This window comes from Alteromonas sp. Mac1 (assembly GCF_001562125.1).
GTDB lineage: Bacteria > Pseudomonadota > Gammaproteobacteria > Enterobacterales > Alteromonadaceae > Alteromonas > Alteromonas stellipolaris.
The window spans coordinates 955,452-977,362 of record NZ_CP013932.1; the positions used below are offsets into that span (position 1 = coordinate 955,452).

General features: G+C 44.4%; 19 protein-coding genes. 16 read left to right on the top strand and 3 right to left on the bottom strand.

The genetic code is table 11. From position 1 onward, the window contains the following. Positions 1-52: 52 nt before the first annotated feature. Positions 53-2,287 (bottom strand): LPS-assembly protein LptD, encoded by a 2,235-nt coding sequence (locus AV939_RS03980; RefSeq protein WP_057793805.1) that lies wholly within the window; start codon positions 2,285-2,287, stop codon positions 53-55. Between the two features lie 442 nt (positions 2,288-2,729). On the opposite strand from AV939_RS03980, the gene djlA reads away from it, so the two are divergent. From djlA to mazG, 11 genes are all read left to right on the top strand, one after another. Then, complete coding sequence (gene djlA, locus AV939_RS03985; protein WP_082604969.1) at positions 2,730-3,587, top strand: co-chaperone DjlA; 858 nt, start codon at positions 2,730-2,732, stop codon at positions 3,585-3,587. Then, the gene (gene xerD, locus AV939_RS03990; protein ID WP_057793803.1) at positions 3,587-4,504 is read left to right on the top strand and encodes a site-specific tyrosine recombinase XerD; all 918 of its coding nucleotides are present in this window, start codon (positions 3,587-3,589) and stop codon (positions 4,502-4,504) included. Before djlA ends, xerD begins: the two co-directional genes overlap by 1 nt. Before the next feature lie 183 nt (positions 4,505-4,687). Next, entirely contained in the window at positions 4,688-5,410 is a 723-nt protein-coding gene (gene dsbC, locus AV939_RS03995) for a bifunctional protein-disulfide isomerase/oxidoreductase DsbC (RefSeq protein WP_138118119.1), read from the top strand. 137 nt (positions 5,411-5,547) lie between these two features. Then, positions 5,548-7,269 (top strand): single-stranded-DNA-specific exonuclease RecJ, encoded by a 1,722-nt coding sequence (recJ, locus tag AV939_RS04000; protein WP_057793799.1) that lies wholly within the window; start codon positions 5,548-5,550, stop codon positions 7,267-7,269. 63 nt (positions 7,270-7,332) lie between these two features. After that, positions 7,333-7,608, top strand: a complete 276-nt coding sequence (locus AV939_RS04005; protein WP_057793797.1) for a hypothetical protein — start codon at positions 7,333-7,335, stop codon at positions 7,606-7,608. A 45-nt stretch (positions 7,609-7,653) separates the two neighbouring features. Next, entirely contained in the window at positions 7,654-8,367 is a 714-nt protein-coding gene (recO, locus tag AV939_RS04010; RefSeq protein WP_057793795.1) for a DNA repair protein RecO, read from the top strand. A gap of 155 nt (positions 8,368-8,522) precedes the next feature. Then, positions 8,523-9,260, top strand: coding sequence for a pyridoxine 5'-phosphate synthase (gene pdxJ, locus AV939_RS04015; protein ID WP_057793793.1), 738 nt, complete (start codon positions 8,523-8,525; stop codon positions 9,258-9,260). 54 nt (positions 9,261-9,314) lie between these two features. Further along, on the top strand, positions 9,315-9,692 hold the full coding sequence (gene acpS, locus AV939_RS04020) for a holo-ACP synthase (protein ID WP_057793791.1): 378 nt from the start codon (positions 9,315-9,317) through the stop codon (positions 9,690-9,692). 17 nt (positions 9,693-9,709) lie between these two features. Continuing rightward, positions 9,710-11,131 carry a 23S rRNA (uracil(1939)-C(5))-methyltransferase RlmD gene (gene rlmD, locus AV939_RS04025; protein ID WP_057793789.1) on the top strand — a complete coding sequence of 474 codons (1,422 nt, stop codon included), beginning with the start codon at positions 9,710-9,712 and terminating at the stop codon, positions 11,129-11,131. A gap of 12 nt (positions 11,132-11,143) precedes the next feature. Continuing rightward, complete coding sequence (relA, locus tag AV939_RS04030) at positions 11,144-13,327, top strand: GTP diphosphokinase (protein WP_057793787.1); 2,184 nt, start codon at positions 11,144-11,146, stop codon at positions 13,325-13,327. After that, a complete protein-coding gene (mazG, locus tag AV939_RS04035; RefSeq protein WP_057793784.1) occupies positions 13,305-14,228 on the top strand; it encodes a nucleoside triphosphate pyrophosphohydrolase in 924 nt (307 codons plus the stop codon). The genes relA and mazG overlap by 23 nt, the downstream gene beginning before the upstream one ends. A 33-nt stretch (positions 14,229-14,261) precedes the next feature. Here the strand turns inward: mazG and AV939_RS04040 are convergent, their stop codons facing one another. Together AV939_RS04040 and AV939_RS04045 are read right to left on the bottom strand one after the other, a co-directional pair. Then, complete coding sequence (locus AV939_RS04040) at positions 14,262-14,906, bottom strand: tetratricopeptide repeat protein (RefSeq protein ID WP_057793782.1); 645 nt, start codon at positions 14,904-14,906, stop codon at positions 14,262-14,264. Between the two features lie 94 nt (positions 14,907-15,000). After that, the gene (locus tag AV939_RS04045; protein ID WP_057793780.1) at positions 15,001-15,891 is read right to left on the bottom strand and encodes a transporter substrate-binding domain-containing protein; all 891 of its coding nucleotides are present in this window, start codon (positions 15,889-15,891) and stop codon (positions 15,001-15,003) included. Positions 15,892-16,177: 286 nt separating this feature from the next. Here AV939_RS04045 and rplM point away from each other — a divergent pair, with 286 nt between their 5' ends. The 5 genes from rplM to AV939_RS04070 all read left to right on the top strand — a co-directional run bounded on the left by rplM (position 16,178) and on the right by AV939_RS04070 (position 21,891). Then, a complete protein-coding gene (rplM, locus tag AV939_RS04050; RefSeq protein ID WP_013785378.1) occupies positions 16,178-16,606 on the top strand; it encodes a 50S ribosomal protein L13 in 429 nt (142 codons plus the stop codon). 12 nt (positions 16,607-16,618) lie between these two features. Continuing rightward, positions 16,619-17,011: a 30S ribosomal protein S9 gene (rpsI, locus tag AV939_RS04055; RefSeq protein ID WP_013785377.1), complete on the top strand. Its 393-nt coding sequence runs from the start codon at positions 16,619-16,621 to the stop codon at positions 17,009-17,011. A 134-nt stretch (positions 17,012-17,145) separates the two neighbouring features. Continuing rightward, positions 17,146-17,709 (top strand): RNA polymerase sigma factor, encoded by a 564-nt coding sequence (locus AV939_RS04060; RefSeq protein WP_057793778.1) that lies wholly within the window; start codon positions 17,146-17,148, stop codon positions 17,707-17,709. After that, entirely contained in the window at positions 17,709-18,698 is a 990-nt protein-coding gene (locus tag AV939_RS04065) for a FecR family protein (protein ID WP_057793776.1), read from the top strand. Before AV939_RS04060 ends, AV939_RS04065 begins: the two co-directional genes overlap by 1 nt. A 67-nt stretch (positions 18,699-18,765) precedes the next feature. Then, complete coding sequence (locus tag AV939_RS04070) at positions 18,766-21,891, top strand: TonB-dependent receptor (protein ID WP_057793774.1); 3,126 nt, start codon at positions 18,766-18,768, stop codon at positions 21,889-21,891. The last annotated feature ends 20 nt before the right edge of the window (positions 21,892-21,911 follow it).

The window sequence follows — 21,911 nt, forward strand, 5'->3', positions numbered from 1 at the left end:
TTTTATTATTGGTTAATGCTTAACGTAGGGCTACTCCCTACGCTACAACGGATTAATTTAAACTATATGGCTGACGATAGCCAAACATGCCATCTTGTAACATGCTTCTTTGTGTACCAGACGTACCGATACCTTTGAATATAAATTGTAATGACACACCAGTATCGAAATCGTCGGTAGATTGCTCCCCCGATGAATCGTAGCGGTTGCTTAAACTTCTTTCTGCCACTAATCGTATTGCCCAACAACAGGATTCATACTGAATACCTGCATAAGTCTCGATACTGCGGTCGCGCTCAATATCACGGTAAGTTCGTCCCACCCATTGCCAGTTTTCCGCAATAGGCCAACTCGCAGATATTCCCACTTGGTCAATGGTTTCACCACTTAAATCACGAACGTATCGATGACTTAACTGAATGAATCGCTTTGCATCTTTTCGATATTCTAAGCCAACACTGCTTAAGTCAACTTTGTCAGTGTCGGTGGTCACTTGAATATCAGAATGGGCGTACCAGTTTTTGTTAAATTGCCAGTCCATCTCAGCTGCAAGCGCCGAACGGTCTTGATTTTTAGTCGCAGCAATGACTTTGTTATCTTCAAGGTAGAATATCTGACCCAAGCTAAGTACAAATTGTTCCCTATTGTTTTTATCCAATATTCGACTGGTTACACCAAGGGTAACTTGGTTGTTGTCTGATATTCTATCCAATCCGGTAAATTCTTGCCCTCTGAAAAGCCCTTCAACATCGGTTAGCAGGGGCGTTGAATCGTAAAGTCCAATTGCAGTTTGGTCTTCATACGAGGTATACAGATACTGAATTTTAGGCTCTAGCGTCATGGCGGTATTATTACCAAACCATGAAGAGTCTTTTTCAAAATACAGGGCACCGAATAAGCGAGCTTGCCCCAAGGTACGCTCTACATTTTCTTCTAAGTCTGTATCTTGAATATTTTCTTGTTTATAAACCGTTTGCAATACGGTGGTTTCGGCAACAAATTCACCCCATGCAGCCCGAATAGGCATAGCAAAAGTAGGGGCTACATGAAAGCGAGTTGCTGTTGGCGCGGTTTCAGAAGTGTTATCGAAATACGCTAGTTCAGAATTCACACTGAATTCGAAATAGCGGCCAAAAGACGTGCGATAATCAATTTTAACTTCTGGAAGCGCGCGATAACTGTCAGCAGTATCACCGAGTATCTCGAAGTCTTTAACTTGCATGTTTACCGAGAGATCTCGAGTGTAATAGCCCAAGCTCACGGTACGGTAAAGGTGCGTGTCTGCGCTGTTATAATAATCAGAGCCTAAATCGACAATATAGTTATCATCACTCAATCCATTGAAATCGATGCCCAACACCCAGTTTTCATTTAGCTGCCCTTGGTGCTGTAAACGGTAGAAGTAGCGATCGGGAGACCCTTCAATATCACTGTCGCTTGGCAAGTACTCCACGTACGCGGTACCTTCACTTTTCTCGGTGAGGTAACGAAATTCGGTATTTAGTTGAACACCACGCTGGGTCATCACCCGAGGCGATATAGTCATGTCAAAGTTAGGGGCAATATTCCAATAGAACGGCTGGGTGTAATCGATGCCGGTATTGCTAGAGCTCGTTATTTCAGGAAACAATAAGCCGGTTTGACGTTCATTACTTACTGGAAATGCGAAATAGGGGAGATAGAAAACAGGAACATCAGCAACATAAAAGCGGGTATGTTTCGCTTTACCCCACGCAGTGCCTTTTTCAATGCTAATCTCACTGGCCCGAATCATCCAATCTTCATGACCTTCAGGGCAGGTAGTAAAACTCACTTCCTTTAAAACAATACCTTCATTGGTATCAACCAATATGTCTTCAGCAGCGCCTTGACCAACAAACCCAGTTAATTGATAACGGGTGTTTTGCATTTCTAAGCGTTCTTCTTTCGAACGAAGTGACACCGCATCACTTTCTACGCTTAACTGTGCGTCGCGAAAATGCACATCGCCTTTTGCCAGTACGTCTTCACCGTTGCCATTCACTTGTGCTTGAGATGCGCTAATAATGGCGCTATCAGACGTAATATCCACATTACCTGAAAACAGTGCTACTTTATTTTCGATGATTTCAGTTCGGTTGGCTTCAACCTTCACATGCCCCTTCGGCATAAGTGCTGAGCTTTTAAAGACAATGGGCTCCACCGAGCAAAAGGCTAGCGGTGAGACTGATTCTGGATTAGCTTCCTGTGCAAACGCGACGTGAGTAGACAAGGTCGCGGAAACAAGCATGGCGCAGGTCTTTTTCATGCGGTGGTGAATGGCCTGTTTTGTTATTCGGTGCTGACACTATAATGGTGTGACCTTAAGGCGCACATATAGTTCTGCATAGAGTTAATAATACGCCAACCTAAGTAGCGTTGGCAGTTAACGCAATGTAATTAGCCGTCAATTCTAAGCACTTCTGTTGTATTTACCAACCATTGGATTAAAAAAATCGTATTTCTCTTTATCTAAATAGTGATTTACCGCATATTTACTGACTTATTGCATAAAAAACTACTCAATTAATGAAGTGAATAGACAAGTTTTTAGCTTGAAAAGCGTCAAGCTATACCTACTTCTAATGATTACTCTATTTTTATAGCCTTATAAGGCTTGCAGATCATGGTGCTTAAACAACGATTTTAGACGTTGGCTGGGTGCAGAATCATCATCAACAATGCGCTAATGATTACAGGAGAATGCTGATATGGCGGTGTGGGGAAAAGTCCTTGGTGTACTTTTTGGGTTTATGTTTTTAAAAATCCCCGGTGCTATATTAGGGCTAATTGTAGGGCATTTTTTTGATAAGGCTTATAGCCAAGACTTTAATCAACTTGGTGGGTTCGGCCGTTTCTTTACCGATCAAAATAGTATGAAGCAACAAGCCGTATTTTTTCATAGCTTGTTCTCAGCCCTGGGTCATTTAGCGAAATCTGATGGCAAAGTAACCAGTCGTGAAATTCAAATTGCCACTGCACTCATGGATGACATGAAGTTAACCGGTGATGCACGTAAAGAAGCACAAGAAGCGTTTCGTGAAGGTAAAGCCAGAGACTTCCCTATTACTGATACGTTGAAAGGGTTGTACGAAGCCAGCCACGGTCGCCGAGATATATTACAGGTTTTCTTGGAGATATTGATTCAAGCAGCATTTGCCGATGGAAAGTTAACCCAAGAAGAGTATGTGGTATTAGAAAAAGTAGCGAAGCCACTGGGTTTTAGACGCCGAGATCTCGATTATCTTATTTCTATGTTTGAAGCTGAAATACGCTTTAGGCAGCGAGGAGGACAAAGTAGCCAAGGCGGCCATGGCCAGCAGCGTTCTTCGCAGCAAAGCGCGTATACCGAAAAACAATCTCTTGATGATGCTTACCGTATTTTGGGTGTTACTGCGTCTGATGATGAGAAAACCATTAAACGAGCCTACCGAAAACGTATGGCAGAGCATCATCCCGATAAGCTTGTATCAAAAGGCTTGCCTGAACAAGCCATGGAAATGGCGAAGAAAAAGACCCAAGATATTCAGTCTGCTTACGAGTTGATAAAACAAAAGCGTGGCTTTTAATGAAGCGTGAGCTTACTTATGTGCCTGCTGCTAGTCAGGCACATATCGATGGCTTTATAGAAATGCTGTGGCTTGAGAAGGGATTGTCTGATCATACTCAACAAAGTTATCGCACCGACTTAACTAAACTGGCTATATTCTGCAATAACCAAGGCATTAAAGACATTGCGGTACTTACCACCGAAATGATGCAAGATTATCTTGCCTACCGTCACGACAAGGGGCTTTCAGCACGAAGCACACAACGTGCAATGAGTGCGTTACGGGCTTTTTATACGTATTTAATTGGTAAACAAATACGGGTAGATAATCCAATATCTTCCTTATCAAACCCTAAATTACCTAAATCTTTACCTGCCTCGTTAAGTGAGCGTCAGGTAGAAGACTTACTCGCCGCGCCCTTAGTTGAAGACCCTATAGAGTGCCGAGATAAAAGCATGCTCGAAGTGCTTTATGCCACGGGATTGCGGGTAAGTGAACTTATCGGTTTACAAATGAGTGAGGTAAGCTTGCAGCAAGGCGTGGTTCGGGTGACTGGTAAGGGTAACAAAGACAGACTAGTACCATTGGGTGAAGACGCCATAGAATGGCTGTTAACCTACATAAAAACGGCTCGGCCAGTTCTTGCGACAAAGCAATCAGATTATGTATATTTGAGCAGACGCGGTCAAAAGATGACGCGGCAAACCTTTTGGCATCGTATAAAATATTATGCAGTGAAAGCCAATATTGACCAGCACTTGTCTCCACATACTTTACGTCATGCCTTTGCCACGCATTTACTCAATCATGGCGCCGACTTGCGCGTTGTGCAGATGTTGTTGGGGCACAGCGATTTGTCGACGACCCAAATCTATACCCATGTGGCGACCGAGCGATTACAAACACTTATTCACAGTCATCACCCTCGGGGATAACTCCACTAATTGGTAAGGCAAACTTCAGTGTTCCCCAGCGAGGGGTGTGTTAGCATTGCTTTAAATACTCGCTAAGTATTGCTTTAGTGAAACGAATAGATGAAATTTTTCTCAACGTTAAGCGGTCTTAGTTATATCCCATTTTAATATTTTGAAAGCATGGTTGCTGTCGGAGTAAATATAGTGAAAGTAGTAAAATTTAGCCTATTAGTTGCAATGGTGTTCACCACGAGCCTTTTTGCGAGTGTTGCAAGCGCAGCTGATGATGCGGCAATTAAAGATAAGCTGACTAATATGCTTGGCTTAGACGTTGACTCTCTTGCCGATTCTCCTATTCCGGGCTTGGTACAAGTATCTACCAACCGTGGTTTCTTTTATGTCAGTGATGATGCTAAATATCTAGTTCAAGCGCGTATTCTTAATATTGATGAAGGCATGCGTAATGAAACGGAAGTTGCCTATTCAGGCCTTCGTATTGAAGGGGTGAACGAAATGGCGTCATCGGCCATTACGTTTAAAGCTAAAAACGAAAAGCATGTGATCAGTGTTTTCACCGATACCACTTGTGGTTACTGCCGAAAGCTTCATAAAGAAGTGGGCGACTTAAACGACATGGGTATTACCGTAAACTACTTGGCCTTTCCTCGTGCTGGTTTAGATAGCCAAAATTACCGAGACATGGTGTCGGTATGGTGTGCGGCAAATCCACAAAAAGCATTAACTGACGCAAAAGCGGGCAACGATGTGGCAACCGCTAAATGTGCTAATAAAGTTGCAGAACAATATTTGTTAGGGCAAAAGTTGGGTGTAAATGGTACCCCTAACATTGTATTACCAGATGGCTCGCTTATTCCTGGTTACCAACCTGCTGGTATGATTGCACAGGCTATTGAGCAAGCCGAATAGCGTCAATCTTAATTTTTTAAAAACGCACCATAGCAAAAGGTAATGCTTAGGCTAGGTGCGTTTTTTATGTTCTCATTTTACCTACCTCATTCCCTTGGGTATCATTACCCTCTAATTAACCGTAGTGATGAATGTCGATGATATTGCCTGTAGTGCGCCGTGAAACTGGTGACGCCCCTCTTGCTTCTGCTTTGCACCCTGTTATAGACCGGATTTATCGCGGCAGAAACGTACAAGATGTTAGCGAATTAGAAAATGGCCTTAAGGGCCTTACCCACTTTAATGAGCTAAAGGGTATGGCTGCTGCGGCGAGCATTCTGGCTGACACCATTGAGCAGGATAAGACCCTTATTATTGTAGGTGACTTCGATGCCGACGGCGCGACTAGTATTGCGGTGTGTATCCACTCACTGCACATGATGGGCTTCAACAATGTGGACTATCTTGTGCCGAATAGATTCGACTTCGGCTATGGTCTAAGCGTGCCTATTGTGGATATCGCTAAGCAGCAAGGCGCCGATGTTATCATTACGGTAGATAATGGCATTGCATGTATTGAAGGGGTGACGCATGCAAAAGCATTGGGCATAGAGGTTATTGTTACTGATCACCACTTACCCGGTGATACGCTTCCTCCCGCCGATGCGATTGTAAATCCCAATCAACCAGGTTGTACCTTCCCCTCTAAAAACTTAGCTGGGGTAGGTGTGGCGTTTTACATTATGTTAGCGCTTAAAACCGAACTACAGCAACGAAACTGGTTTACTGAAAAGCATATTCCAGCGCCTAATTTGGCATCGTTACTAGACATTGTGGCTGTAGGCACCGTGGCCGATGTGGTGGTATTAGATAAAAACAACCGAATTTTGGTACACCAAGGCTTACAGCGAATTCGAGCAGGTAAATGCAGACCGGGTATTAAAGCCTTAGTTGAAGTGGCTAATCGAGACTGCACTCACCTTACCTCTACCGATTTAGGTTTTGTTATTGGCCCTCGCTTAAATGCAGCCGGCAGATTAGACGATATGTCTCAAGGCATAGCTTGCCTGTTAGAAGACGATACTATGCAAGCTCGCATGATAGCCTCGGAGCTAGATGCACTAAACCGCGAACGTCGAGAAATAGAAACTGGAATGAAGGCGCAAGCCGAACAAGTGCTAGAAAAAATGTCCCTCACTGAAGGCGATATTCCTGCCGCATTGGTAGTATATCAAGCGGATTTTCACCAAGGTGTAATTGGTATCGTGGCGGGGCGCTTAAAAGAAAAGTATTTGAAACCGGTTATCGCTTTTGCTCATCAAGACGATACGACTATAAAAGGTTCGGCTCGCTCTATCCCAGGAGTGCATATTCGTGATGTACTCGATGAAGTGAATACCCGCTTTCCGGGCGTTATTGATAAATTTGGTGGACATGCGATGGCAGCCGGGTTGAGTTTACCGGTTGCTAACTTAGCCGCATTCGAGAAGGCCTTCATCAACATTGCTAAGCAGCATGTGGATAAACTAGACGGCAACCAAGTACTACTGTCTGACGGCAGCTTAACGGGACAAGAGTTGTCTTTGTCTTTTGCCCATTTGCTCAGGCAAGCAGGTCCCTTTGGTCAGGGCTTTGAATCGCCACTCTTTGATGGTGAGTTTCAAGTGGTGCAACAACGTCTGGTGGGTGAAAAACACTTAAAGCTGGTATTGCGAGAACCTTCAGTGGGCGAAGTAGATGCCATTGCCTTTAACATTGATATTAAAGCTTGGCCGAATGCCATGGTAAAACAAGTGCGTATTGCCTACCGATTAGATGTAAATGTATTTCGCGGCCAAGAGTCTGTACAGCTTATTATCGAACAGCTAGAAAGCGCATAAAGGCAAAGCACGCAGAGCATAGCGCTCACTCATCAGAACACAACGCGGTGCAAGGTGAATAATATGAAATCAGAGACTGACAAATTAATCAGCAAGCATGGCCAGTTAAATCAGTCTGATAATATGAAGGTGGTGTCTCATGTTCAGCGTGAAGAAGATGACTGGATACGGCACACGGTAATGCTAGAAGGCATTGATGTCCCGTTTATCTATCGACGAAAAAAGCAGTACCAAAGCTTAAAGGGCGCGCGGGTTAATATCACTTACTACCGACAGGTAGAGGAGGTGGCGGGCATTGAATTTGAAACCATGAAAGTGGTACGCATTAAACGAAGCTAAGCCCACTAGTCTGCTAGCGCTGGTAAATAAAACACAGGAAAATGAATGAATAACGACTGGTTGACTGCTTTTGTGTTGCACCGCCGAGCTTATCGGGAAACCAGTTATATTGTCGATTTCTTTACCTTAGAACAAGGTAAAGTGAGTGCTGTGGCAAAAGGTGTACGTAACAGTAAATCTGATAAAAAAAGCCTGCTTCAACCTTTTCAAGCGCTCAAACTTCAACTTGCCGGTAAATCTGATTTAAAAAATTTACGGCACGTAGAAAGCACCGCGCCATCCATTAATTTAGCGGGTACGCCGCTATTTTGTGCCATGTACCTCAATGAACTCACCAATAGAATAATGCCTGCTGGCCTTGCCAGTGAAGCGGTGTTTGAGGCTTACGAGCAGGCGCTTACGGCGCTATTTAACGATGATGACATTGAAATTACCCTGCGAAAGTTTGAATTATCGCTTCTAGATGAAATGGGGTTACTGCCTGATTTCACTGAAGATGTAGAGTACGACATGCCCATTGAAGCAGAAAAACACTATGTGCTTCAGCCTGAGTTTGGCTTTTGTGCGCTGCCAGATGATGTGCCAAATGGCTACACTCGTAAGGGCTTGCCAGGCAGTGCGTTACTTGCCTTAGCCCAAGGTGAATTTACGCCCATGAGCAAACGGGTGGCCAAAGTATTGTGCCGTGATTTACTCAAGCCGCTAATTGGTGATAAACCGCTAAAAAGTAGGGAATTATTTGTTATTCGAAAGCACTAGTGCAATAAGTGTTACGCATATTTAATCACGCTTTTTGCCACGTGATAGTTCGAAAGTTTGTTACAATGGCGCTTATTCAATTTTAGACAGGCAATACGCGAAACTTCTATGACTCGCTGATTGCCAAATGCTTGTTCTACTATAGGTATCTGTTAATGAGTACACTTCTTCTTGGCGTTAACATCGATCATATTGCCACACTTCGAAATGCCCGCGGCACCAACTACCCAGATCCGGTGCATGCTGCTGATGTTGCAGAACGCGCGGGTGCAGACGGTATTACCGTTCACTTACGAGAAGATCGTCGCCATATAAAAGACAGAGATGTACGCATTTTGGCGCAAACTATCAATACCCGCCTAAACTTAGAGATGGCGGTTACTGATGAAATGCTCTCTATTGCTGAAGAAGTGAAACCGGTGTTTTGTTGTTTAGTGCCGGAAAAGCGTGAAGAGCTAACCACTGAAGGCGGTCTTGATGTTGCGGGTAATTTAGCCGTGATGAAACATGCTTGTGAGCGTTTAGCGGCTGCAAATATTTTGGTTTCGTTGTTTATCGATGCAGATAAAAAACAAATAGATGCAGCGGTTGAGTGCGGTGCACCTTATATAGAAATTCATACAGGCCAGTATGCTGAAGCAACCAGTGAAGCAGAGCTTGAAGAAGAGTTAGCCCGATTAGTAGAAGGCATTGAATATGCCGATAAACTAGGGCTTAAAGTGAATGCTGGGCATGGGTTGCATTACCATAACGTGAAACCGATTGCGGCTATTCCTCAACTTATCGAGTTGAATATTGGCCATGCGATTATTGCACGAGCCGCGTTTGATGGCTTAGCAACTGCGGTTGCTGATATGCGCAAGCTTATGCTAGAAGCACGAAGCGGCGTGTAAACTCGAATTTCAAAAAATGCACATTAACGCTAGCAACAACTAAGAGAATACCTTGTGGCCATAGCTGGATTAGGCACAGACATTATTGAAATTGCACGTTTAAATAAAAGCGACGCTACCACCGAGCGCCTCGCCAAACGTGTGCTCACGCCTTACGAACTTACCCTTTATGTTGCTAGCAATGACCCCGTGCGCTACTTAGCCAAGCGTTTCGCCGCTAAAGAGGCTGCGGTTAAAGCCTTAGGCACTGGTATTGGTAATGGAATAAGTTGGCAACATATTGAAGTGCGTAACAATGACCTTGGCGCACCAGAACTTCACTTTTCCGGTGAATTTGCCACGCTGTGTAAACAGCGCGCTATTACCTCTAGCGTAATAAGCATATCTGATGAAATACACTATGCGGTTGCTACCGTTATTCTTGAAAATTAATGTAACGGGAGCGCCACGTGGCCATATTTTATAAACCGAGCAAAGGCAAAAACAAAAGCAATGTGAAAGGACGAGTGCGCGGCGCAGGCTCGGGCGAAAAGCAGCACATTGTAAAAACCAAACAATCTTGGCCCTCGGTTGATGACATCAATGCAGCCAATGAAGCGGTAACTATTGATGGTATGGATTGGCAGGGGCAGGGTGTTGCTCGAGGTGAAACCTTATATTTTGTTGATGGTGCATTACCTGACGAAACCATACAAATAAAAGCGCTTTCAAGCAACAAACAGATTGTTAACGCAAAAGTCACTAAAGTGAATACACCCTCAGTACACCGCCAAAAACCGTTTTGCGGGGTGGCAAATCAGTGCGGTGGTTGTCAGCTTCAGCACGTAGAGCCTCAAGTAGCCCTGGCACTACGAGACGATGCGCTTAAAAGTATGTTCCAGCGTAAACTCGGTTTCAACGAGGGGGCATGGCAAGCGCCCATCAGCGGCGACAGGCCACGCTATCGCCGTAAAGCCCGCCTAGCAATTGATGCAAGAAACCCAGATAAAATAAAACTTGGCTTTCGAGAAAGTGCGGGCAAAAACATTGTTGATATCGATGGTTGCCCGGTTTTGGTTGAGGCGCTAAGTCAGCTTATTGCGCCACTTAAATCTGCCATTACAGGCTACGCAAGCGCTCGCCTTGTTGGGCATATCAGCCTATTGGCGGGGGAAAATGCGGTGCAAGTTACTGTGAAGCATACCCGCTCTCTAGCCAACGACTTTATTGCGTCACTGTCCCAGTTTGCTGTGGAACAAAACGTGAATATGACAATCGAAGACGGTAATGGCGATTTTACCTCATTGCATGAAGTAGCACCTATCACTTGTAACACAGTAGACGGCTTTTATTTGCAACCTGGGCCTAATGACTTTGTTCAGGTTAACGCAGAAGTAAACACTAAAATGGTGGCGCAAGCTCTGTCATGGTTAGCACCAAAAGCCGGTGAACGCATTGCCGATTGGTTCAGTGGTTTAGGTAATTTCACCTTGCCCATAGCCAACAGTGGCGCTACGGTAAGAGCAGTGGAAGGAGTTGCTGAAATGGTGCAGCGCGCCAAAAGTAACGCCCTCGAACAGGGCATTATTAACGTTGACTGGATGCAGCTTGACTTAGCTGACGAAAAATCAGTCGATAAAGCGCTAGCAGGTGGGTTCGATAAAGTACTACTCGACCCGTCTCGTGAGGGGGCTTTGACGGTTTGTCATGCACTGGTTCGCGCTATACCAAATACGATAGTGTATGTTTCTTGCAACCCGAACACATTTTCACGGGATGCGCGTATTCTGATAGATGGAGGTTATCAAATGCAAAAAGCGGGTGTGATTGAAATGTTCCCCTTTACCCATCATATGGAAACGATGGCGCTATTTACACGCCAACAGCAATAGCGAGCAGCGGTTATGGTGACAACAAGAAAAGTGCATGCAGCCGATAGACCTCCCTTTGAGGTTTGGCTAGATAGCCTCGATTTAAGTGAAGAAACCAAAGACAAACTACGCAGTGTGTCTTCTATGCCAGAGCGCCTTCTCGTCGGCCAGGAAATGGTTGAAATACTCTGTCAGCTCAATATGGACGATGTCACCTTGCAGGCGGCATTAGTCTTTCCCTACTGCGAACAACATTGTTTGACCGAAGCGGATATTGAGCAAGAGTTTGATAGTGAAATCCGTGACTTAGTCGTGGGTGTAAGGCGTATGGACGCCATTAAAACCTTACATGCTAGAAAAGCGAATGGCTCGCCGTTCAACGAAAAATCTGATGAACAACATATAGATAGTATTCGTCGTATGTTGCTAGCTATGGTTGAAGATGTACGTGCCGTTGTGATTAAAATGGCAGAACGTATTTGCGCCCTTCAACAAGCGAAAAAAGCAGATGAGGAAACGCGGGTTATGGTGGCTCGTGAATGTGCCAGCATTTATGCCCCATTGGCTAACCGTTTAGGGATTGGTCAATTAAAATGGGAACTAGAAGATTTAGCCTTTCGCTATCTGCACCCTATTACTTACAAACAAATTGCTAAGCAACTTGACGGTAAACGTCGAGAGAGGGCTGAGTATATCGATGGAATTGTTGATGATCTGCAATCATTAATGAATAGCGAAAATATTCGCGCCGATGTGTACGGCAGGCCAAAACACATTTTCAGCATTTGGAAAAAAATGCAGAAAAAACGCCTCACCTTCGAACAATTATTCGATATACGTGCCGTGCGGGTTATCGCCGAGCGGTTGCAAGATTGTTATGCCGCGCTTGGCACCGTGCACGCCAGCTACAAGCATTTACCCAACGAGTTCGACGATTATATCGCCACCCCTAAATCAAATGGCTATCAGTCTATTCACACGGTTATCGTGGGCCCCGAAGGTAAGCCTGTCGAAATTCAAATTCGTACACATAAAATGCATCAAGACGCCGAACTAGGGGTTGCTGCGCATTGGAAGTACAAAGAAGGCAGTACGGGTAAACAGTCGGGTTACGATGAACGTATAAACTGGCTTCGCCGCATATTGGCTTGGCAAGAAGAAGTGGCCGAATCTGGCGATATGGTGGAAGAGCTGCGCAGTCAGGTATTTGATGATCGCGTGTATGTATTTACCCCAAAAGGCGATGTTATCGATTTGCCTCAAGGCGCTACGCCCCTAGACTTTGCCTACTATATTCACAGCAACGTAGGGCATCGCTGTATTGGGGCAAAAGCGAATGGACGAATTGTGCCTTTTACTTATCAGCTGCATAGCGGCGACCAAGTGGAAGTGCTCACAGGCAAAGAGCTGAACCCTAGCCGAGATTGGATGCACCCAGGTTTGGGCTATGTGCACTCATCTCGCGCCCGCGCTACTATTCATTCGTACTTCAAAAAGCAAGATAGGGATAAAAACCTAACTGCAGGTAAAGAGCTGCTAGAGCGTGAACTACATCGCGCCCACTTGCCCACCAAAATAGCCAGTGAAGTGTACGAGAAGTTTAACGGCCATAGTGCTGATGACCTTTATGCGGCAATAGGCACAGGTGATGTAAGGGTAATGCAAGTGATTAACTTCATTCATTTCCTACAAGAACCAGAGCCAGAAGAGCCTGAAATTAGCCCTAAAGTAAAAACAAAACGTACGGCTAAGGGCGCAGGCAAAAAGGATGCAGTGGTTGTACAAGGGGTTGGTCATTTGATGAGCCAGTTGGCCAATTGTTGTAAACCCGTGCCTGGTGAGCCCATTATGGGGTATATCACGCAAGGGCGTGGGGTAAGCGTACATAAAGAAAGTTGCGATCAATTACAGCATTTGCTTGAGCAGCACCCAGAACGCCAAATTGAGGTGAACTGGTCACAAGAGCTTAAGGTAGGGTTTGAAACCTCCGTCGATATCTTCTGCCACGACAGAACCGGTTTATTGCGCGATATCACAACCGTACTCGCCAATGAAAATGTGCCATTATTGGGTGTGAATAGCTTAAGTGATAAACACAGGCAAACGGCGCTAATTACCATTTCAATTGAAGTACAAGACTTAGATACTTTATCAAAAGTACTTGCTCGTTTACGTCAGTTAAAAGGCATTACGGATGCAAAACGCAAACAATTCTGAGTTGCCAGAGGTAAAACGACTTCAAGAAATAATGGCGAAGCTTCGAGACCGAGAGTCTGGTTGCCCGTGGGATGTTCAGCAAACCATGGAAAGCCTAACCCGTTATACCATTGAAGAAGCCTACGAAGTGGTTGATGCTATCGCGAAAGGTGAGCCCTCAGATATTCGTGACGAACTGGGCGATTTGCTGTTTCAAGTAGTGTTCTATTCGCGCATTGCAGAGGAAGAGGGCAATTTTACCTTTGATGATGTTGCGAAAAGCATTAGCGATAAAATGACTCGCCGTCATCCTCACGTATTTGGTGACCCTTCTTCTCAGCCAAGTAATGAGGAAGATTTAACTGCACAGTGGAACAGTATAAAGGCCCAAGAAAAAGCCCTCAAACAACAGGTCTTAAAGCAAAACCTGAATGCCACTTCGAACACTAATGGCGATGAACAGGCTTTTTCCAGTCTTCTTGATGATGTGCCGGTGGGAATGCCGGCATTAATGTATGCCCAAAAACTTCAAAAAGCCTGTGCAAAGGTAGGTTTTGATTGGCCAGAAGTGGCGCCTGTTTTGGATAAAGTGCGTGAAGAAGTTGAAGAGATTCAACAAGAACTTGATGCTGAAACTCTAAATCAGCAAGCCTTAGAAGAAGAAATTGGCGATGCATTGTTTGCTATGGTAAATCTGGCAAGACATTGTAAGGTAGATGCTGATACGGCGTTGCGTAATGCCAGTAACAAGTTCGCCAAACGCTTTAAAGTGGTAGAGTCTTTAGCCTATAAATTAGCTTCTGACGACTTGACTGTAAAAAACCGCGAACCTGAGAGTGATGCGTCACCGTTGGCAAACATGACGCTTGATGAGATGGAAGCGCTATGGCAGCAAGCGAAAATCAGCACTGCTAAGTCATAACGCTTTATAGCGTTCTATTAAAAAGCTTAGCCGTTATAGCTTACTCGCTACTTTGGCCTCTAAACTTTCTATTTCTGCTCTGCGCCCTTTATCCGCAATAGGGCGGTTTTGTTTTTCAGGCGCGCTTTTGGCTAATGTCAAATGCCGAGCTGCCTCTTCATACTCGCCATCATCAAACAAGTATTCTGCGTAAAAGTAGTGCGTATCCATACTGTTTGGGTAAAGCGCTAGCGCCTTTTCAAACAAGCGCGCTGCTTTTTTGTCACTGCCAAAAGCAACCGGCCAGCCAGGTACATTGTGATACAGCGCCGCTAATACGGTTAATGCAGTACCTTCTAATACTTGCTCATCTGCCTCTATGGCTTTTTCTAGATTTGCTCTTGCCGCTTTGGCAAAGTCTAACGCATCTAAACCACCTTTTGCTTTTGCGGCACTAGATTGAGTAATGGCTAACCATGTCAGCGCTTCGGCACTGTTATTGGATGATGCAACAAAGGCTTCAGCATCAACAATAAGCGCTATAAAGGCTTTTTCTTTTTCGCTGTTATCAGCTTCATAATTGATTGACGCCCACTGCTGCTGGATATTAAGCAATGTGCTGCTGTTGTCAGCGAAGGTAAGATTTGCATAAACCATAAGAGAGATACAAACCGAGATTAGTCCACGTTTACCGCGCATTGTGGGGTTCCTAATTGATGATAAATAGAATTTTAGTCGGGGGTTTTACCAGTAACTCGGGGTATAAAACAAGAAAAATGGGCCCACGAGGTAATTATTCACCTAAAAGCGCCTTCATGGCTTTTTCTTTTTCTAAATCCCAGCGTGCGTAATCAAGCAAATATGGTAAAGAATGGTTTTGCAAAAAATGCCTAGCGCGATGAGGATCGTCCGCCAATGTCAGGGCGAGTTTATGAGATTCAAATTGATTAAACAGGGCTTCAAGAGTGCCGTTTTCAATCAGTCGTGACAGGCCAACACGAATTCTTTTTGCTAGAGCACTGTTATCAGGGTGCACGAAGAAGTATTCGTAATTGGGGTAAATAAGAAGATGATTTTTATCGATAGTAACGGGTTTGTCGGCATGACGTATTAAGTCACCGTTTACCTCAATAACATTTCGAGGAAAACCATCCACAATACCTTTTTCCACCATGGTGTACATTGACGTAAACCATAAACTCCATTCTTCGCCTGCTGCATTAAAGCCATTTGATTGGAGTACGTGTAAGTCGGGCCAGTCGTTCCCCTGCACTAAGGTGCGGGTTTTAAGCTCATCGGTACTTATTGCATGTGGAAAGTTGTGTTGGGCATCTTTCGCAATCACTAATACTCGGTACCCAGCCAATCCTTTTAATAGGGGGAGTTTGATTGGGGTTAGTAATTTCTCACGCTCAGCATTAGTCACACTCCACATTATATGGGCATCACCTTTTAACAGGGACACTACTTGTCGACTTTGTGACATAGGTTGAGGGTGCAGGGAAATCTGCGCATCACCATATTCTGGAGTTGCCGACATTACAGCCTCAAGAACTTCCTGCTGATAAAAACCATAATCGTCATCAGCGAATGCCCGTGTGAGAATAACGTTATTAGACTCTGCTTTAGCATAATCACTTGCCATAAATTGGAGTACTACTAAAACAAAGACCGATAAACGCATTCTTTCCCTATTCATTCTTTTCAAAAAAGTATTCTGCTTGAAATTAACGGAATTAATTAAGCTTGTCACGGTTTCTGTAGAAACTTTGCGCAGAAAAAGAGCCCATATTTGCAAATTAGGGGTTCGCATTTTCGTCAAAACCTGTATAATTCGCGCCCTGCCCAGTTACGCCCACCTTTGGGAAGGTGGAAGAATCGACCGGCTCGAAGGGGTCTTTGTGTTGATTTTATGGTGATTTCTGGTGTTCAGAAATCAGTAACGACGATATTATTCGGGTGATATTTAAATGAAAACTTTTGTTGCAAAGCCAGAAACGGTACAACGTGACTGGTACGTGGTTGACGCCACAGACAAAACTCTAGGCCGTTTGGCTTCAGAAATCGCATTGCGCCTTCGTGGTAAGCATAAGCCAGAGTACACTCCTCATGTGGACACTGGTGATTACATTGTAGTTATCAATGCTGATAAAATTACGGTTACTGGCCGTAAAGCATTGAACAAAATCTATTATGCACACAGTGGCTATCCAGGTGGTCTGAAAGAAACTAACTTTGAAAAGCTGCTAGCTTTCAAACCAGAAATGGTTATTGAGAAAGCAGTGAAAGGAATGCTGCCAAAAGGTCCTCTAGGCCGTGCAATGTTCCGTAAAATGAAAGTTTACGCTGGTGCAGAACATAAGCACGCAGCACAGCAACCACAAGTTTTGGACATCTAAGGGGCAATCGAAATGGCAGATACTCAATACTACGGCACCGGCCGCCGCAAAAGTTCTACCGCTCGTGTGTTCCTGCGTCCAGGCTCAGGTAACATTCAAGTAAACAAACGTGCTCTAGACGAGTACTTTGGTCGCGAGACTGAGTGCATGGTTGTTCGTCAACCTCTAGAACTTGTTGAAATGTTGGAAAAGTTTGACCTATACGTCACTGTTAAAGGTGGTGGTTCTAACGGTCAAGCTGGCGCAATTCGTCACGGCATCACTCGCGCTCTTATGGAGTACGATGAGACGTTACGTCCTGCTCTACGTAAAGCTGGCTTCGTTACTCGTGACGCTCGTCAAGTTGAACGTAAGAAAGTGGGTCTACACAAAGCGCGTAAGCGTCCACAGTTCTCAAAACGTTAATTTTACGTTTTATGCAAAAAACCCGGCTTTCGCCGGGTTTTTTATTTTCTGGCTTAAATAAAATCAAAAAAAGTGGAGGTGTTTATGCTTCACTGCGTATTAGTAGGTAGGCCAGAAATGAACGAAGAATTAGTGTGAAAGTTGTTTATTTAAATACTCAATCAGCTATAGCGCAGTCTCAAAGCGACAACGCTACGCTCTACCATCTTATTTCTGAGCATGAGCCGGCACTTCGTCGATTTATCCGAGTAAGGGCACGAGCTAATTCCCCAGAAGTGGAAGATATTATCCAAGAAATGTACGCCAAACTGTTTTCACTAGATGGATTGGCTCAAAAGATTGAAGCGCGCCAAGATACGTTTAGAAGCTTTCTGTTTACCGTGGTCACCAATTTAATCATCGATAGAGAACGGCGAGCAAAAGTGCGTGCTCATGAGGCGCATGAACCATTTTCTGATACCCTATACTCTACGTGGAGCAATGAGCCCGAGAAGCATGCAGGGATAGCTGAAAAACTCATAGAAATTGAAAACGTGCTTGAAAATATCAATCCTCATCACAAATCTGCATTCGTGCTTTGCCGTGTTGAAGGTAAGGCTTATCGGGAAATTAGCGATATATTAGGTGTTTCTGTCAGTACGGTAGAAAAATATATCTCAGCCGCACTCTCGGCGATTCGTAATAAGGTACAAGATTAATGGCTACGGGTTTGAACCAGCATTTAATAAATAAACGCGCAAGTGAATATGTTGTGCGCCTTTACTCTGGTGAGCTAACAGCTAAAGAAGAAAGTGAGATCCTTGCGTGGTGCGATGCCAAAGCTGCCCATCAAGCAGCTTTTGATGATGCACTTTTAGTATGGGAGAGCTCTGCTCACATTGCGCCTCATATAGGTTGGCGACAAAAGCTGGAAAAGCGCTTCTATCGCATGCGCTATCTAGCGGCATCTATTGTTGTAGCATCGTTCTGCTTTTTACTCATCACGCATCACAATGCGCCTGACCAAAGTATTGATAACAGTGAGCTTGCCAATAATTACTCTACTGCCATCGGCGAGGTCAGCAATGTTGGATTATCAGATGGCTCTACCATTACGTTAAATACAGATACCCGCATTAATATAAAGTTTAGCGAAACGCACAGAGAGCTTTGGCTAGAACAAGGTGAGGCATTTTTCGATATTGCTAAAGATCGCTCCCGTCCATTCCTAATTCATACCGCAAAAAAAACAGTGAGAGTCGTAGGGACGAAGTTTAATATTAAGCTATCACAGGCTGGATTTGATATTGCTGTAGAAGAAGGAATCGTCGCCATAGAAGAAAAGGCAGAGGCGAACACCAACAAACCAACGAAAGATGATACCCAAGTGTTATTGGAAGCCGGCGCAGTTGCATCGTTCAATGATACCAGCGCACTTATCGCAAAAGAAAGTGTGGACAGTGTAGTAAAAGCGCAAAGTTGGCGTACGGGTTACTTACGTTTTGATGAAGAACGGTTAGATAAAGTTATTGCCAGTTTTAATCGCTATAGAAGCAAAAAAATAGTGATTAATCAGGATGTAGCCGATTTGCGTATTAGTGGCGTTTTTAAGCTGTCAGATGGCGATGCAATTTTAACGGCACTTGAAGCAACCTTGCCGATAGAAGCGAAAAGAGATGAAGAAAATATAAAATTAGTGAAGAAATAGCGGAGGGTTTTGTTTTTGGCTGCGTATTAACTAAAAGGGAACACATTACAATACTATAGGAGCAGCCATGAAGTTGCCAAAAACTACAACAAGTACGTTAGCCCTGTGTGTCGCATTGTCACTTAGCACAGGCTTAAAAGCACAGCAAATAGATAACCTTTCAATTCAAGCTACTACACTTGATAACGCATTACTCTCACTGGCACAGCACAGTGAAATTCAAATTTTGTTTTCAGACGCTAGAATAAAGCAAAAACTAGCCCCTAAGCTAGAAGGCAATATGGATGTGCAAGATGCACTTTCCACCTTGCTTAAAGGCACGGGCTTCACCTACAAGCAAACCTCTGAAAGTACCTATATCGTTACACCGATTGGAAGCGAAGAGAAAAACCAACCACAAAACCCTTCTGCCGTTCCCGTTACTGCTGACGTTCAAAAACAAGAAGCAAGTGTAGAGCGTATTCAAGTTACTGGCTCAAACATCCGTGGAATGCAAGATACTGGCGCATTGCCCGTCACCATGATGTCATCTGAAGATATTGATGGTTTAGGCTTAAGCAGTGGCGCGGAAATTTTAGCGGAGTTACCACAACAAGGTGCCGTAAATTTTAATAGCGAGCGTGTAGTTGGTGGCGTAAACGATGCACGTGGCGATGTCTCTTCAGTAAATCTACGAGGTATAGGTACAGGCTACACACTTACACTGTTGAACGGTCGCCGATTAGTGCTACACCCAGGTACGCAGGCCGAAAACTTGGTGCCTGTCACTACTGTGAATTCAAATACGCTGCCAGTTAAAGGGCTAAAAAGAGTTGAAGTGTTACGCGATGGCGCTGCGGCTATTTACGGTACTGATGCCATATCAGGTGTAGTGAATTATGTATTAGACGATAAATATACCGGCGGTGAGCTTCAAGCTCAATATGGCAGTAGCCAAGGTACAGGTCGCGACCAAATCAATTTATCAGGCGCTGGTGGCTGGTTATTTAATAATGATAAAACACACGTTACTTTTAGTGGTGGGTACTATCATCGTGACATGGTAATGGCGAGTGAGCGGGACTATGCCGCCAGTTCTGACTTACGCAACTTCAGCGAAGTGCCTGCTGATTTTGTTGGCGATACACAGCTAGATAATCGCTCAACGGTAACGCCATGGGGCGAATTCTCCTCAGACAGTTTAGGCACGTTTCACCTTGAGCCAGCGTCATACAACGATTGTGTTGCAGACGTTAGTGGCGATGTGTGTGCGTCTTCTGGATCAACACCTCGAGATATGCGCTTCGATTCAAACTCACAGCGTAGCTTAAGCTCTGAAGTAGATAGGCTCAACCTGTACACCTTGGTGAATCATCAAATCAACGACGACGTTGAGATATACGGTGAAGCCCTTTACTACTCGGCAACGGCAAAACGTATTCGTGAACAATCGGGCAATCTAACAGCACAGCGTTTTACGGTGTCTGCTGATGCATTTTACAACCCTTTTGGTGAGGACGTAACAGTTCGTCGCTATCGTCCCATTGATACAGGCCCACGAAATATCGAAGTCGATGACTACAGTTATCGTTTATTAGCAGGCTCCCGTGGTTATATAGGCGATTGGGACTTCGACTCAGCCGTGTTGTATTCAAAAGCGAATACCATAGATACCGCAAATCGAATTAACACCACCTTGTTCCAACAAGCGGTTAATAGTACCGATGAAAGCACGGCTTACAATATTTTCAGCGGCGCCAGTGTAACTAACCCAAATACGGTTGATGATACGCCTGTATCACAAAGTGTTATAGACAGTTTTAAGGTGGACGTTGAGCGGGAGTCAGAAACAGAACTTGCTTCAATTGACGCCAAAGTGTCTCGACCAGATTTATTTAGTTTACCCGCCGGTGATGTAGGTTTTGCCGCAGGTGTTGAATATCGCTATGAGAGCTTTTTTGACAAACGAACCGATGATTTGAACGGTACGCTATTTTTCAGTGACCTAGTGGGTGGCACTTCGTCTGAAATTGCTAGCCAAGTATTAGGAAGTAGCCCCACGCCTGATGCCAGCGGAAGTCGCAATGTAGTATCTGCGTACGCAGAATTTGCCATTCCATTGCTGGCCGATAAACCCTTTATTGAAAGTTTGAATTTGCAGGTGGCTGGCCGTTACGAAGATTTCTCTGACGTAGGCAGCATATTTAAACCTAAATTTGCCCTTGCATGGACGGTAAATGAAAACGCGTTAATTCGTGGTGCTTATTCAGGGGGCTTCAAAGCGCCAGGGTTACCACAGACCACAGCAGTAAATGTTGCCCGTTCAAATACCAGAACCGATCCGGTGACACAAACGAATCGTGGTACGCTAGAACTTCGAAATGGCAGCGATACTTTAAGCCCCGAAGAAAGTGAAAACTACTCGTTTGGTGTAGTACTTACGCCTACCAAAGCGTTAACCCTTACAGTCGATTGGTGGCAAATCAAGCAAGAGAACACGGTGGGTATTTTAGATAGTCAGACGCAAATTTTGTACGATGCGTTATTGCGAAGCCAAGGTAGTTCAAATGAAAATGTGGTTCGTGATGAAAATGACGAAATTATATATATTCGAAACGACTACACCAACTTACTTCCAAGAGATATTTCAGGTATCGATTATAGTGCCGATTACCGTTTTGAAACTGAAGTGGGTGACTTTTCCATCAAGCTCAGTGCCGCCAACTTACGAAAGTTCGATCAAGGATCTGACGATATCACAGACTTAGTCGTTGAAGCGCAGGAAGCTGGGAACGATGCGTTATTGTTTGAAGGAGAGCAAGTTGCCATATTTGGTAGCGATGGCGACCTTATCCGTCAAAACGAACGCCCTGAATGGCGGGCTAACTTATCGCTAACTTATTCTCGCGATGCATGGCGTGCCGGTCTTAAATATCGTTATGTTAGTGATGTTGAAGACACTAGCTTAAATTATACCGACGATTCAGGTGATTTAGTGACTTACGTCATTGATGATTGGTCAACGTTAGATGCGTACGTAAGTTACCGCTTTAGTGAAGACGCACTGTTTAGCGGAAAAACCAAAGTGACCGTAGGCATGCGTAACCTGACTAACGAAGAGCCGCCGTTTGCCGATGAAACCTTTGGTTTCAGCAGTAGCCTTCATTCATCGATTGGCCGTTATACTTACGTAACGCTTAATCATAAATTCTAGGTTAAACACTTAATCTACTT